The sequence below is a fragment of the Paenibacillus sp. FSL R7-0340 genome, from assembly GCF_038002205.1.
GTDB lineage: Bacteria > Bacillota > Bacilli > Paenibacillales > Paenibacillaceae > Paenibacillus > Paenibacillus polymyxa_B.
This window is the reverse complement of record NZ_JBBOBY010000001.1, coordinates 2,296,142-2,310,065: the sequence shown is the minus strand read 5'-3', so window position 1 is coordinate 2,310,065 and position 13,924 is coordinate 2,296,142. Positions and strand designations below refer to the sequence as shown.

Sequence of the window (13,924 nt, the reverse complement as noted above, 5' to 3'; positions counted from 1 at the left end):
TCTCCACCAACTCCTCAAAACACAAAGTTTATATAACATGAGCTAAAGGCTTATCACCCTGTCCATTTTGAGCTATTATTCACGTTTGAAGCATTGCCAGGAGTTGCCTGCTAAAATATATCAAAGAAAAAACGAGTGATGAGGAAGGCTATATGCCTCTTTCACACTCGTTGCTGGTTCGCATGAACAACCGCAAAGGCGTTCAACGAATCTCTATTTGGTTATTTTCCAAACAAGTTGATAATTCGTTCTTTAACCTCTGCTTGATGAAAGGTCTTCTCATGCATGATAAGCTCTTGTTCTACGATTTTGGGAAGCTGTTCCCGGAGTGGAGCAACCAAATGATCCTTTAGCGTGATTAAAGAAAATCTGGGTTTCTCGGCTAGCTGCCGGGCAAGATCCATTACATAGCCCATCACTTCTTTGCGGGGCAGGGTCGGAAATGGAACTCCCCGTTTTTCCAGTTCAACACCTCGATAATTGCCCCCATTTAACAATAACTCTTCTCCCAAGCTGAACCCTAGTTTTTTAGGAATAATATACGTGGCACCCATTCCCGGTGTGAATCCGTATCTCATAAAATTAGTCGTGTACACACTTTCCCTGCTTAGGACTACAAAGTCAGAAAATAGCCCCATTACAAAGCCTCCGCCCACCGCATGTCCCTGCATAGCAGCTATCACTGGAACTTTACAGCCCAATGCAAGTGAGTAAATATTTTCATCGGTAAACTTCGAGATTCCTTCATGTAAAGCCAACAGTCCCTCTTGCGTCCCACCCGTGGCAAAGTAATTATCGTATCCTGTTAGAATTACGACTTTGCAGGTTGAATCTTCTTGGATCGTCTTGAACGCTTGTCTTAGTCCATGGGTCATTTCAAGCGTAAATGTATTTTTATGAACTCTATCTTGCATTTTCACTTGAATAATACCTCGTTCGATTTCAAGTAATTCAACCACGGATTGTGACATTATGATCTTCTTCCCTCCTACATCCCCATCTTGTGGCGTAGACCATCAGTCCATCCACGGAAATTGCCCCGTTTCAACGTATCGGAAAATGCCCTTAAGATTTTGAGCGTCTGAAAACACCTCTTGATTGGACGCCAACGCTAGTGGTTTACACTGACGCAAATCGTTGAGTTCATCCATAAAGCGCTTGTAGCGTAAAATCCCATGCTTGCTCAATCGTCTGAGGCGTAATAAATGCTTGCGTAGCACCATCTCACTCTGAGCATCGTACGCATCAACCAACCCCCATACATGGGCCTGTTGAACCGAAACGAGCTGCGTCATTAGTGTTAAATAATGCGCTTTTTGGAATCCAATCCTGCGGACTAAAAATGGTAGAACGCAAGCAGGGAAAAGTCCAAATAGCAATTCTGACAAGCTGAACTGTGCCGTCTCGTCGGCTATCACAATATCGCTGGCAGCAATAAATCCGACGCCACCAGCGTTTGCTTTTCCTCGCACATGAGAAATCGTGATATAGGGCCCAGTTGCTAATTTTAACCACAGATCATACATAGGCTCTGGACTCATTGCATGTTCTTGTCCACTTTCCACTTTTTCACGCATTCCCTCAAAATCCGCGCCAAAACAGAACACCTCCGGCAAACCTTCCAAAACTACGATCGTAACTGACTCCTCACACAGTGCAAGTACATGCAAGCACTCCTCGATGAGGGTATTATTAATCGTATTATTTGCCTCCGGTCGGTAAAAGCGAATATAACAAATCGATTCTTGAAACCGAACCTGAATCGTTTGATAACTCATGATTCCCACCTGTATTTACGGTGGAATTCATAGATTTCTTCCAAATACAACCGCTGTCTCCCTTTCCCGGAAGCTATCACCCCCGGAATCAATTGAAAATCCAGCTTGGCGTTGCGGGTTCCAAACCGTACAGCGCCACTGCCTTTTAGCAGGGATTCATATTCATCCATAGTTAACTGATAGCGATCATTCAAATTACGCTCAATTTCAAAACGCCGCAGATGTTCCTGGCTTTGCGGCATAACAACCCCGCTATAAAATTCAGAGCAGCAGCCTGACCCGTAGGAAAAACAGCCGATTCGCTTTGGAGCATCGAATGTACCCTGATCAATCGTACCTGCCAAGGAGAGGTACAAAGTCGCCCCCATAATATTACCGACTCGTTGGCAATACGCCAATCCGGGCTTAACACGTTGTAAATAATCTGCCTCAATCTCATTTGGTTTGGATTGAGTCAACCTTCGCATCATCGTGCGATGCGCTCCTTTTACCATTCCGCCAAAAGGAGTATGAAAGGCAAGATACTGAAAGGTATCTTTATAATCCACTCCTTGCACCCGTTTTTGGTATTCCAAAAACGCTTGCTCGCAACAGTCCAGATAGGACATTAAAGACAAATCTGCATCCCCAGCCTCGCTATCTGGAATCGGCCGGCAAGTATCCATCACCTCATAGCCGTAATATCCATTAGCGCCTGCATCAATTTGAAAAACATGAGGATTTTCACTAATGAGCATTGCCACGGCCCCTGCGCCTCCACTTGGCTCAGCATAAGACCAATCCTCACTCAAGACATCCCCGCCTTCAGCAGCAATAAATCGTGAAATATCACTGGCAATTACAAGCGCTTTTGCTCCTGGCGAGACCTGAGAAAGAATAAAATTCACCGCCATTTGGAGTCCAGCAGTACCGGAATAGCAGGCTTGCTTGAGCTCGAATAATCTGCAATTCCGATTCAACCCCAAATAGTGGTGAATATATGTACTGATTGATTTCCCAAAATCAATACCTGATTCCGTACAGGTGATAAGCATTTCGATTCGGTTTTTTTCCGCTTCTGAAAGAGCGTCCACCAGCGGTTTTGCCGCATTTACTCCAAAGGTAACTGGATCTTCGTAAGGTAGGGCAACCGCCTTTTCTTTCATTAATAAATTTTCGAACCTTGCAGGATCCAATTGCCTGTGTTGGGCTAATTGCATAACATCCAGATAGGCAGAGCCACCAAAAACGTTCATTGCCTCAATTCCCACGACAACCATAATCGTCCCCCTCTCTCAAATACGCGACTCACATTTTTGCATACAAATGGCAGTATTGATTCCACCAAAGCCCATGCTCAGATTCATAGTATTGTGAATAATTGCTGGTACGGACTCATTCTTCACCCAATTGCAGTCCAATTGGATAGGCTCCTCCAAATTACGGGTAGGGTGAAGTCTCGACTCCGACATTTGTAAAAGAGTAGCAATAATTTCAACAGTTCCTGCCGCGCTCAAGCCGTGACCGATAATGGATTTAGTTGCATTGATATAGGCATGTGACAATTTACAATCCTGTAATGCCTTTATTTCTATCTCGTCTCCAACGACCGAGCCTGTCCCATGGGGATTAATATAATCAATCTCTTCCGGTAGCAGCTTTGCTTTCTCCAAAGCTCTTCTAATCACTCGGGCTTCGCCTTCGTAGGAGGGATTGGGATTCCGGTTTCGATCCATTCCCATATCCCATCCTGCAAGTTTGGCATAAGGTTTCTCCCGAAGCCTCACGGCAGAATCGGCCCGTTCTATGACTACAACCCCGCAAGATTCCCCATAGATGAACCCGTCCCGCGACTGATCAAATGGTCGACACGCCATTGCAGGTTCATCGGCATATCGGTCGCTTCCCATCGCTCCCAAGGATCGCAATGCCTGGCATTCCATATACGAAATATCCATCAATGCCCCCATTGCAATGCAAACATCAACACGATCTGCTTGAATTGCCTCAATTGCTTGAATGATTGCGACTTGTCCACTCGCGGATGCACCACCGACGGTATAAGCTAACCCCTGAATACCGAACTGTTCGGTACATAGTCCGCACAAATCAGTATCCATAAAGGAAACCCCATAGGTCGGCGGTACAAAGCACATTTTGTCCCGATAGGCCTCATAAGTCTGAAATAGCTCCCGTTGCTGAAAATTGGAGCCTCCAACCACCAGTCCAATACGGCTAGGATCAACGTTATCCAATTGAGCATCATCCCAGGCTTCTTGAAGGGTTACCATGGCCACCTGCCCCGAAAATGATGCTGTACGTAACATTCGTTTGGATAATGCATTCGGATAAGACAAGGGTGGCAGCTCCGCACCTATAATTGAAGCTTCGCCTCTTCTGCCAGGGCGTTGCATGACGCCAAATGCATGCTGCCCTTTGAACAACGCTGAGGCAAAAGCAGCCTTCCCCTGCCCAATCGCCGAAGTCACGCCAATCCCCGTAACGACTAACTCAGGTTTTTCATAATTTTTCATAATTTCGCATAAAGTGCATCTGTCAATTCCCCTATATTTTTCACGCCAGACAATTCGACGCGCGGAATATTAAGAGATAATGTTTCCATCGTCTTGTTTACAATTTCAGCCCGATCTACTGAATCTGCACCCAAATCCACCAATCGATCTCCATACTCGAACGTGTGATCTTGTAATTCGGGAAGCACTTCACGAATACAACGTTTAACGATATCGAATACTTCTTCCTTATGCATGGGTATCCTCCTAAAAAATAAATGATTTAAAACTCAACAAACCTGGTGTTCAGTAAACATGATCTACAAACGGATTTCGATGAAAACTTGCATTGAATTTTTCATAAAGCCGAGAAGTATTCATACTCCATTCCGTCTTCCTCGGTGCTACAATCGTGCAGATATAGTCACCTAACTGGTAAGACTGGGCAGCATATTGTGGAAAATGTGAAAATGTACTTTGGAAGCATCCATCCACAAACCTGGTCTCATTCATTTCAAGTACATGCAGCGATGTTGTAAAACCTGTTCGCAATATTTTCGACAGGGCCTCCTTCACTGTCCAAAAAACCGTCAATAAAGCTGAGTACTCCCCTACTCCCCGCACGACAGAGATTCTTCCTTTTTCTTCCGCCGTCAGTTGGCTTTCAATTGTCTTATTTCGCTTAGAATCAATCCTCTCAATATCAATGCCCATGGGATGTGCTTCGGGAAAAACAACAGCCGCTCCGATATAGTCGCAGTGGGCAATGCTCACCTGATAGCTGTGGACACCATTGATTCGAAGCATGGGCTGGCCGAAGACACCTGACTCCACACTTACGTTGCGCAGGTCTGGCTCGCTTAACAGCACCGAAACTGCTTGTTTGGCACTTAGCCTGCCAAGCACAAAGTTGGATTTCCGCCGATGGAATACCAAACTCTCGAAGTAACTACACTCATCCGAATGAAAGACTTCTCGATCAAGGGGAGCGTCTGCGTTATAATCTGCATGGACAAAACTGACGGCCGCCTTCATCACGGCATCTTCCCGCTTCAACATTAGTTGTTCTGCATACGAGGCTACGCATATCCCCCCTAGTAAACTACTAACTTAGCAGTCCAAATCAAAAAAGGCCTTCAAATCCCTTAAGGGTTCTGAAAGCTTCCTCATGGAGTATGAACTCGTCACGAGTTCTCCACTTTAAACCTTACTTATAATTTCCAAAGCTACTCTCACTAACCTGATATCACCCATAAATTCTAACTGAATGACCGCTTGTCGTTTATGTCTATCTATTTTCTTAACTATACTCCCCCTTCCTTTAAGTGGGCCATCTAGGATACATATATTGTCTCCTTCAATAATTCCAGTTGATGATTCTATACAATAGCTATCATTGCATAGACTTTCTAACATTTGTTTCTCCGAATCTCTCATTGAAGCTTCAAACTTCGAGTATCTCAATAAACGAATGATATCACTAGAAGTGCAAATCATTGAATTTGTACTGGTTACGAACTGCAAGTCAGGTAAATTCGACTCAATAAATACATAGCTTGGGAACAAAGGAGCCCATTCTTTCTTTACTATTCCTGCTACTTTAAAGAGTCTTTCTTGGAGTGGTATAAAGGGTTTGTAGACTTCAGAATCCAACCACTCATTAATAAGCTGCTTGACCTGTTCTTCCCTACCCGTTCGCACAAAAAACACGTACCAGCTCACTTAACTCATCTCCTATAAAAACGTACTGCCAAATCATCTCCTATAATGTCTACTACTACCCATATACATAGCTTCGCCCTTTCACTTATCCTACTTGATAAGCTACAATCTCTCACGATATATCCCTCTTTGATGGTTAACGTGACCCGCCAGCGATTAACCACAGAAAAGTTCCTTTATTTTTCATATAATCATATAATTGGAATAATGTTTTTCCATTATAATCCTCTACTCAAACCCTGTCAATTCACAGTTGATTGGAAACGGCCAAGTTCATAATTGGATTCGCAAACCTTTCTGAAAATGCTAAATTTGAAGTCATTATTATCTTTCGAATACAGCCTCAACGTTTCTGGCGGCTTATAAAAGAACTGATCCGAGTGTTTTACTCTAGTTAACTTGAGCATCTGGGGCACAGACAAATGATAGATCGTTATGTATTATTTTTTATATTCAAGATTTTCTCTCACCATTAGAACTGGGCCACAATACAGACTCATTTGAAATCGAACAGGCCCTTTTGGTTCGGACGCATTCTAAATTTAATAAAAGATTCCTTACTCGTAAATTGAAAATAAATATTTTCATCCATGAGGTGATTGAGTGTAAAACCAGGCGCTTTACCAAATGAATGAGCAGGATAAATTTGAATAAAGTCATCAATTTCTCGCTTTATTTTTTGAACACTATTATATAATTCTATTGGATTTCCTCCATTTGGGTCACAAAAGCCACAACCTTCAATGAATATTGTATCCCCAGTAAATAAGCGATCTGATAAAAGATAGCATACACTTCCCGCGGTATGTCCGGGAGTCAAAAGACTTTTGATTTCTGTTTCACCGACCTGGATTGAATCCTTGTCTTTAATTGAATGTAAATTTCTACATCTAAAATGATAAAAATCGATTTCGTTTGTTGACATGAATACCTGCGGGTTATATTTTTCCAGGAGTGGATTTACCAAATTAATATGATCCCAATGTGAGTGAGTTAATAGTATCGCTTTGAGATCGCCATTCAAATGTTGAAGATAGGACTCTACCTTTAATAAATCCCATGATGGGTCAACAATAGCTATGTCTCTTGTTTTCTCATCCATTACAAAATATACATAATTGATGAAATTCATAAAACAGACTCTTAACTGTTCCATATGAAAAGTCAGATTCATATCAGCTTCACCGAACCACCTTCCCAATGGTTAATTAAAAACAATAACATTCTGATTTAAGGTTTTGGGCCCCTTCATTTTTTAGAAATACTTACTATTTAATTATAAAGGCCTAATTTCATTGTCCTATGATTATAACAATTGATGCAATAGAAAGGCTCCAACTCTCTGTTACAAGATCGCTTAATTTTTCCAAAACAAAAAACGCCTCTCCGTATGTTAACGGTGAGACGTTTTTGTTGGTTCTGTGTACCTGTTACGGAGTATTCCGCAGGTACACAGAACCTCGCGTTATTTTCGTTCATTTAACTTTGATGTGTCCGTTATAAATCAAAAATGCCGAGGACCGGGATCGAACCGGTACGGTAGTCACCTACCGCAGGATTTTAAGTCCCTTACGAATAGTTAGCGGTTAAAAACCGCGCTGTATCAACGTTTTACACCGATTATATACGTTAAATTGACGACAAGTACCCGAGGACCTCACCGTTCATTTATGCGTGATGTGATTGCGTAGGCTCCCGCTCCTGTGCGGTTGCTACCGTTATATTATACGGTAAATATTTCCGGTATACAAGCATCTCATAAACGAAGAAAAAGCGCCCGCCCACGAATCATAACCGTAGACGAGCGCTTTATAATTCTCGGAAGTTTATTTTGATACGCCGATTTCTCACGCACCAGATTCCGGGCCGTCGCGCAGGGGCCTTGGGGGTACGGCCCTCGCAATCTCCGAGCAAAAAGACGCTTATTCATTCGCTTTTGATAGCGTAAATAAGCGTTAATTTCGATCGGACACACGCAGCGATACGTGCCACCCGGCCGCCTTTTATGCAGCGGATATTCACATACATGTTCACAAAACACATATTATGCGAATATGTCTGCGCTCGGAAGCCGCGCTGTTATGCGGTTGATGCCGCGTTGCATAAACGCATCGTATTCACTGTATATACATTACCAGCGTATAATCCGTACGAATCCCGTAGCTACGCGGCTTTACGCGTTATCCGCCCATCTACCCGCTGGTAACGTATGCAGTGAAATACGCTGGTTCTCACGTCCGTTATACACTGCGTATGCAGCCGGAGTGTGTAGCGTAAATCCGCTATGTATCCGACTCATCCAAAAAAATTCCGAAGGGGGCACGCGTCAGGAGCTTCGTGTAGGAAAATTCGCTATAAAGTACACTTTTGGGACACGATAAATAGCCACTAAAGCCCTATATACCGCTGATATAACGCCATTTCACCCGATTTCGCATACGGTATGAGTCCGAACCGACTCGCGGCTTAAATAAGGCCGAACATTCGGCATCTCTCCGTGATTTCATCCGCTGAAAGCGCGAGCCAATCTACCGCACTCCTATGTCGTCGACGTATTGCGGATATGAACCCTCGGTGTACCCTCTCGTACTCTTTATTAAAGTCTTCGCGCTGTCGCCAACGGTACAATGTCCGCCTATCAACTCCGCATAGAGACGCGATTTCATCCATCGTGTCATGTACGCCCTTGCGCGCCAGCATTTCGATTGCAAGCCTATGACGCTCATCCAACGGCGGCTGTGCCCGTCTTTTGCGCTTCTTATTCGTCATTGTAACGCAACTCCTTCCGTATGTAAAAAGAGCACAATAAAAAGGACGGCAAAGATACCGTCCTTGAGTGCTGCATTTAACGTTTGTTCTTTCAATTATTCGTCCTCTTCTTGATGCTTAAATTCGAGCGTCTGTGTTGTCGGATTAACCCAATAGGATACCGCTTGCTCGAACTCTTGTTTATGCTGCTGATATTCGAGTTGAATAACGCCTATTTTATCATTATCATAATCACACAACTGCGGATAAAAAGCCACATCATCTTCGACACTTGTTTCCGCTACGTCGCCAGCCGATTCCGGTGTTACAAAAACTACTTTGCCCGATACCTTGTCCCAAAACACTCTTGACCCAATTTCATCCATCTTTACCCCTCCATATTTTTATTCGTATGCGAACCATTCGAAAGCTTCGATTACCGCTGTAGAGGTCGATCCGGCATAGTCATTAATCCGGCTACTTCCAACCAAACACGTAAACCCTCCAGACTGTTGCGTGAGACTACTTAGGGTAAGACGGTTGTTAAATCTGCCATACATAGATATATCCCCTGTTTGCGGAATAGAGGCAGTAGCAAACCCTTCTATATACAGGACATTGCTAGTATCTTTTAACCTCACGCGGATAAACACTCTTGTTGGAGAAAAGGACATGTTGTTCACTCCTACGGTCATTGTAGCCCCACTACTAAAGTTAGGAGCTGTTGCCGATTGGCCGTTAAACGTGCCTTGTGCCCATCTTTTTACGGGTAGATTCGTTATTGCTGCGGCTAATTCCGCGTGAGTGTTGCTGGCTGAGACATTACCACCTTTTCCGTTAATAGCGCCAGCAACGACACCTTTTCCATCAACGGATAATTGCTTTAAATTATTAAAATCGGACAATCCGAGAAGCCTTTGCCACGGTTGCCAAGAAGCAAATCCAGATCCGCTATTGTAAGCTGATCGTACCCATACCTCCATTTGACCGTGTGACCTATATGTCTGGCTCAACGCGCCACTCCCGGCTGTCATAACCTCCAGTACACCGTAAGTATATGCGCTCCCTTGGTCCGCGTTTTTAGGATAATTAATAAACGTTGACCAATCTGTAGCGTTGACCAAGTAAATGCCGTTTGCAGTTGCGCTATTAAAATCGGTAGGAACCGCTCCCCGAACGACTATTCCGCTATTCCACAAAGCTCGTTCCGCGGCTGTGGTGTGTTTGACGGAATCCGCAGCATGCGTAGTAAGCGCCTTGGCTGTCGGCGCCAACGTTTCAGATGTACTATTCGTGGCATTCGTGAGCTGTACGATACCTTTTTGCGCCGTACTCGCATCAACCGGGTCCTTTACGTTAAGTTGATCCGCGGGCACCTTTCCGTCCGCGCCTAGTACGGCGAGCCCGCCTGCTACGCCTACTTTCGTGTCTATAGCACGCCAATTTGCGTCCAGGTATTTCTCTAAGTCAAAATACGTTGTTGTTGGCGATGTACGATCAATTAGATTTAATCCGAGATTTGGTGTCTTCATAAGTTTTCTCCCTCCGTAAGTAAAAGAGCGAGCCGCAGCCCGCCCGCCATTACATCGCTAATCTACGCGCCAGCATACCGGCGAACCTTTCAACGTCCATATCGCTATTAATCGTTACGTTCTGTATGATGATTGATGGAGTGTTACCGCCTTTGCCACGTTGTTGATCGCGCCATTCGGACGCCTCGTGCTTTGTGAGTACCGCCTCATCACGGTGAAGTGTAGCGGGATAACCGTTCATAGGTACCCGGTCGAGACCGCCTGCGTGCTTATTGCCGAGCTTATTCCGACGTTCAGCGTTATGTGCCGCTAACTGATCGTCCGGAACACCGCCCATCCACGTAGGTAAGTGCTTATTCGTCCAGTCAAAGACCCCGTTGACAGCGTCACTTGATCCGAGAGACTTTGCTCCCTGGCCAATGTAGACGTTAGATGCACCACCGCCTGCGCCTATTGCAGCCCCTGCGAGCGCACCGCCAGGACCAAACACACCACCAACTATCGCACCGCCACCGCCATTAAGTACTGCACTAGCGATAGGGTCGTTAGCAATCGCTTTTTGTATCCCGTCAATTAATCCAGAACCAAGTTTTAACCCGACACTCACAAACGTTGGTACGGCTGATTCGAGAGACGAGGCCATGAACTGGACAACCTGTGCCGTTAAGTTCTCTACAGCTACTCGTCCTCCACCATTCCACCAACGAGCAAATGCCTTTTCTATCTTTTCGAAGGCGAACGCTACTTTACTTTTAATGTCTGGAAGCTTCGTAAACTCAGGGTTATTGATAAAGTTATCCTTGAGGAACGTCTTAGCGGTATTGACCGTACGCTCTACCGCTGCGGTAATCTGCGGCGTATACTTAACGACGAAGTCTGCGGCAGCTTGCGCGAGCTTCTTCAGGATCGGCATCGTAGGAAGCAGCGCGGATATTTGCAACGTTTCGATTGCGCCCTGGAACTGCTCGACGGCACCCGCTGCACTGTCCATCTTCTTAGTTGCGACCTGGAGCGCGGTTACATTCGCCATCTCCTGCTGAAACTTCTTAACGCCGGCCGCGCCCTCTTTGAAGAGGATGTTACCCGCGCGAATCGCATCCGACCCGAAGATTTGATGCAAATAGTATTGACGCTGCTCATTCGTAAGCTTACCGAATCGATTCTTCAGCAAGTCCGCTACTTGCGCTAGGTCTTTAATCTCGCCCTTATTATCGTAGAAAGCGGAATGGATGAGATTACTCGCAGTCAGGAACTTCTTCGTTTCCTTCGCGGCCTTAGACGTACCCACCTTGAGCCCCGTCTGCGCTGCGACATACTTCTCGATGTCCTTCGTAACTGCCTGTACGGAGGTTCCCGTTGATTTAATGCCCTTCTTGCTCATAAACGCGAGAGCATCCGTTGTGTTAACGGTCAAGAGATTGAAGTCTTCGAACATGCCGTACGCCTTGTCCGTTGCTGGAACCAAGTTGGACAGGAACGTCTTCAGCGACGTACCTGCGTCCGCGCCCTTTAACCCGTTATTCGCGAACAAACCTAGCGCTGTATTCGCATCCTTAAACGACATCCCTACGCCGTCTGCAACGGAACCAACCGCAGCCAAGGAATAACGCAAATCGTGTACGTCCGTAGCCGATGCGTTCGCAGTCCCGGCGAGAATATCAGCCGCTTGAGCTGCGGTTAAACCGTCTTTTTTGAACGAGTTGAGCGCCGTAGACATGACTTCCGCAGCCTCCGCGAGACCGAGACCGCCTGCTGTTGCGAGGTTGAGCGCTGCGTTCAGACCGCCCGCTTGGACCTGCGCGGTGGACATGCCCGCTTTCAAAAGCTCCTCGATTCCCTGTGCGGCCTCAAGCGCGCTATATTTCGTTAACGCCCCTTGTTCGAGCGCGAGTTGCTGCATGGCTTTCGTCTGCGCGTCCGTTGCGCCTGTCAGCGCCTGAATCGTAGACATTTGCGACTCAAAATCCATCGCCTTCTTAACGGAGTCCGCCGCAAAGGATACTCCGGTTACCGCCACGCCGAGTCCTGTCGCCGCTACACCGAACTTCGTTATGCTGCTAAAAGCCTTGCGCATGGGACGGCTCATATCGTCGACTAGGCGTAAGTGTCCTATCAGATCGAATGAAATTTAGATCGCCGTCCTTTCGATCGCACGCACCAGGAGTCCCAACGCCTTGTAAACGGCCATGGCCGGTCCTACTATGCCTTTTCCAGTCCGGACGGCTTCGTCTACGTCGTCGATCGCGGGAAGTAGCTTTTTCATACGGAATCCCATTGCTTGTACACGCGCCATGTCTGAAGCTTCAAACTTTGCGGCCACTTCGTTCCATATCGCTGCCTGCTCAGGAAAACTATCTGCGAAATCATACGAACCGGGACGCTTGTGCGTTAAGACCGATTCAATCAATCGAATTACGGGCGTTACGCGCTCCATATCTGCGAGAACGCTGTCCGGTAGTTTAGACTTGTTCATACGTGTTCCCCCTTTTGGATATAACAAAAAAGAGGCCCGAAGGACCTCCGTGTTATCGCTATTTACCTACGCGGTCAGCCCTTTGATACGGGCGTGCGCCTTCTCTTGCTGGAACTCCAGTGTATACTCTCCGACGATGATACCGGACTGATAATCGCCTTTGACGCCGAGGTACGTGTGACCGAAGGAGCGATCGCCAAGCGGACGAATCTTAATCCGATTCGCGTCAATAAACAGAATCTCGTCCGGCTTCAGATTATCGTTAAGCACGACTTGAAACGTACCGAAGTCGTTAACGATGTGGTCGACCTTCTGCCCGCGACTATTCTCCGCTTGTGTCAAACGGATTTGCGTAAATGCCATGTCGCTAATTGCGCGCTTCTGCACGGCAGGAACAACGAACGTATAGCCAGCGCTTCCTGTCGCAAAGCCACCCGCACTATAGACTTTTTGCACCACGTCATCGAGGAGCTTTTTCGTAACTGGCCCGCCGGCGGTCGTTACGTTGGTCTCGATGAAGCTACGGATGCCGCGCATTGTGCGTTTATTGCCGTTGTCCGACTTTCTACCGCCGATAATCGCCTTTTCCAACTGGAGCGCGAGTTCAAGTTGCTTCTTCGCTTTCTCGTAATAGTATAAACCTGACGCCCCGATTCCGTACTGTGCCACCGCTTCCGCAGACCCGGTAATGCTCACCGTATCCTCGAAAATTTGCGTCACGTTGTCAACCTTGAGACGTTCTTTAAAACGGGCTTCCCGTGCGTCTGCACCTTCCAGACCATCACCATACAACGACTCAATCGGAGAGTCCTTCGTAATTGCAGCGGCAGTTGTTCCGCTGTAGCCGCGAACGACCGTAATCTTATTCGCTGTGGTATCGATGGCCTGCACCAATACGAGTTCATCGCCAATTTCCGCAATGGTGCGCGGTCGGAACGGCTCGGTGCTGGCGACCTTAATTTCCGTTGCATCCACAGCAGTAGCGGCAGTCACCGTCGTACGTGTTGCGAACATGGCATCCTCGTACCATGCGTGTGTGATCGATGTGACTGGCTGGCTGAATCCGAGTAAATTCAGCATCGGCGTTTGTGTTGGGTTAAGCAGCAGAATTTCGTCGGATACAGATTCACGTTTACCTACCAAGTCAGTTGTATAAATTGTCATAATAAATTCCCCCTA

General features: G+C 46.3%; 15 protein-coding genes. All 15 read right to left on the bottom strand.

Features of this window, described 5'->3' with window-relative positions:
- Nucleotides 1–221 precede the first annotated feature (221 nt).
- Complete coding sequence (locus MKX59_RS10355) at nucleotides 222–971, bottom strand: polyketide synthase (RefSeq protein WP_023989389.1); 750 nt, start codon at nucleotides 969–971, stop codon at nucleotides 222–224.
- Between the two features lie 45 nt (nucleotides 972–1,016).
- Nucleotides 1,017–1,778, bottom strand: coding sequence for an enoyl-CoA hydratase/isomerase (locus MKX59_RS10350; protein ID WP_023989390.1), 762 nt, complete (start codon nucleotides 1,776–1,778; stop codon nucleotides 1,017–1,019).
- Nucleotides 1,775–3,037 carry a hydroxymethylglutaryl-CoA synthase family protein gene (locus tag MKX59_RS10345; RefSeq protein WP_209942841.1) on the bottom strand — a complete coding sequence of 421 codons (1,263 nt, stop codon included), beginning with the start codon at nucleotides 3,035–3,037 and terminating at the stop codon, nucleotides 1,775–1,777. Before MKX59_RS10345 ends, MKX59_RS10350 begins: the two co-directional genes overlap by 4 nt.
- A gap of 15 nt (nucleotides 3,038–3,052) precedes the next feature.
- A complete protein-coding gene (locus MKX59_RS10340) occupies nucleotides 3,053–4,291 on the bottom strand; it encodes a beta-ketoacyl synthase N-terminal-like domain-containing protein (RefSeq protein ID WP_028540509.1) in 1,239 nt (412 codons plus the stop codon).
- Entirely contained in the window at nucleotides 4,288–4,527 is a 240-nt protein-coding gene (locus MKX59_RS10335; protein ID WP_013310983.1) for an acyl carrier protein, read from the bottom strand. Before MKX59_RS10335 ends, MKX59_RS10340 begins: the two co-directional genes overlap by 4 nt.
- A gap of 49 nt (nucleotides 4,528–4,576) precedes the next feature.
- The gene (locus tag MKX59_RS10330) at nucleotides 4,577–5,329 is read right to left on the bottom strand and encodes a 4'-phosphopantetheinyl transferase family protein (RefSeq protein ID WP_028540508.1); all 753 of its coding nucleotides are present in this window, start codon (nucleotides 5,327–5,329) and stop codon (nucleotides 4,577–4,579) included.
- Between the two features lie 141 nt (nucleotides 5,330–5,470).
- Nucleotides 5,471–5,992 carry an antiterminator LoaP gene (gene loaP, locus MKX59_RS10325; protein ID WP_023989394.1) on the bottom strand — a complete coding sequence of 174 codons (522 nt, stop codon included), beginning with the start codon at nucleotides 5,990–5,992 and terminating at the stop codon, nucleotides 5,471–5,473.
- Nucleotides 5,993–6,488: 496 nt separating this feature from the next.
- Nucleotides 6,489–7,166 (bottom strand): MBL fold metallo-hydrolase, encoded by a 678-nt coding sequence (locus MKX59_RS10320; RefSeq protein ID WP_028540507.1) that lies wholly within the window; start codon nucleotides 7,164–7,166, stop codon nucleotides 6,489–6,491.
- A gap of 999 nt (nucleotides 7,167–8,165) precedes the next feature.
- The gene (locus MKX59_RS10315; protein WP_340858404.1) at nucleotides 8,166–8,291 is read right to left on the bottom strand and encodes a hypothetical protein; all 126 of its coding nucleotides are present in this window, start codon (nucleotides 8,289–8,291) and stop codon (nucleotides 8,166–8,168) included.
- Nucleotides 8,292–8,458: 167 nt separating this feature from the next.
- A complete protein-coding gene (locus MKX59_RS10310; RefSeq protein WP_340858403.1) occupies nucleotides 8,459–8,761 on the bottom strand; it encodes a phBC6A51 family helix-turn-helix protein in 303 nt (100 codons plus the stop codon).
- 95 nt (nucleotides 8,762–8,856) lie between these two features.
- Nucleotides 8,857–9,126 carry a hypothetical protein gene (locus MKX59_RS10305; protein ID WP_340858402.1) on the bottom strand — a complete coding sequence of 90 codons (270 nt, stop codon included), beginning with the start codon at nucleotides 9,124–9,126 and terminating at the stop codon, nucleotides 8,857–8,859.
- 18 nt (nucleotides 9,127–9,144) lie between these two features.
- On the bottom strand, nucleotides 9,145–10,272 hold the full coding sequence (locus MKX59_RS10300) for a pyocin knob domain-containing protein (RefSeq protein WP_340858401.1): 1,128 nt from the start codon (nucleotides 10,270–10,272) through the stop codon (nucleotides 9,145–9,147).
- Between the two features lie 49 nt (nucleotides 10,273–10,321).
- Nucleotides 10,322–12,346, bottom strand: a complete 2,025-nt coding sequence (locus tag MKX59_RS10295) for a phage tail tape measure protein (protein ID WP_340858400.1) — start codon at nucleotides 12,344–12,346, stop codon at nucleotides 10,322–10,324.
- 54 nt (nucleotides 12,347–12,400) lie between these two features.
- Nucleotides 12,401–12,745, bottom strand: coding sequence for a hypothetical protein (locus MKX59_RS10290; RefSeq protein ID WP_340858399.1), 345 nt, complete (start codon nucleotides 12,743–12,745; stop codon nucleotides 12,401–12,403).
- A 66-nt stretch (nucleotides 12,746–12,811) separates the two neighbouring features.
- A complete protein-coding gene (locus MKX59_RS10285) occupies nucleotides 12,812–13,909 on the bottom strand; it encodes an SU10 major capsid protein (RefSeq protein ID WP_340858398.1) in 1,098 nt (365 codons plus the stop codon).
- Between the last annotated feature and the right edge of the window lie 15 nt (nucleotides 13,910–13,924).

What these genes read in the sequence shown, in the direction of transcription:
- MKX59_RS10355 (WP_023989389.1), bottom strand. Translation starts at nt 971, where the DNA reads ATGTCACAATCCGTGGTTGAATTACTTGAAATCGAACGAGGTATTATT.
- MKX59_RS10350 (WP_023989390.1), bottom strand. Translation starts at nt 1,778, where the DNA reads ATGAGTTATCAAACGATTCAGGTTCGGTTTCAAGAATCGATTTGTTAT.
- MKX59_RS10345 (WP_209942841.1), bottom strand. Translation starts at nt 3,037, where the DNA reads ATGGTTGTCGTGGGAATTGAGGCAATGAACGTTTTTGGTGGCTCTGCC.
- MKX59_RS10340 (WP_028540509.1), bottom strand. Translation starts at nt 4,291, where the DNA reads ATGAAAAATTATGAAAAACCTGAGTTAGTCGTTACGGGGATTGGCGTG.
- MKX59_RS10335 (WP_013310983.1), bottom strand. Translation starts at nt 4,527, where the DNA reads ATGCATAAGGAAGAAGTATTCGATATCGTTAAACGTTGTATTCGTGAA.
- MKX59_RS10330 (WP_028540508.1), bottom strand. Translation starts at nt 5,329, where the DNA reads ATGTTGAAGCGGGAAGATGCCGTGATGAAGGCGGCCGTCAGTTTTGTC.
- MKX59_RS10320 (WP_028540507.1), bottom strand. Translation starts at nt 7,166, where the DNA reads ATGAATCTGACTTTTCATATGGAACAGTTAAGAGTCTGTTTTATGAAT.
- MKX59_RS10315 (WP_340858404.1), bottom strand. Translation starts at nt 8,291, where the DNA reads ATGAGTCGGATACATAGCGGATTTACGCTACACACTCCGGCTGCATAC.
- MKX59_RS10310 (WP_340858403.1), bottom strand. Translation starts at nt 8,761, where the DNA reads ATGACGAATAAGAAGCGCAAAAGACGGGCACAGCCGCCGTTGGATGAG.
- MKX59_RS10305 (WP_340858402.1), bottom strand. Translation starts at nt 9,126, where the DNA reads ATGGATGAAATTGGGTCAAGAGTGTTTTGGGACAAGGTATCGGGCAAA.
- MKX59_RS10300 (WP_340858401.1), bottom strand. Translation starts at nt 10,272, where the DNA reads ATGAAGACACCAAATCTCGGATTAAATCTAATTGATCGTACATCGCCA.
- MKX59_RS10295 (WP_340858400.1), bottom strand. Translation starts at nt 12,346, where the DNA reads ATGCGCAAGGCTTTTAGCAGCATAACGAAGTTCGGTGTAGCGGCGACA.
- MKX59_RS10290 (WP_340858399.1), bottom strand. Translation starts at nt 12,745, where the DNA reads ATGAACAAGTCTAAACTACCGGACAGCGTTCTCGCAGATATGGAGCGC.
- MKX59_RS10285 (WP_340858398.1), bottom strand. Translation starts at nt 13,909, where the DNA reads ATGACAATTTATACAACTGACTTGGTAGGTAAACGTGAATCTGTATCC.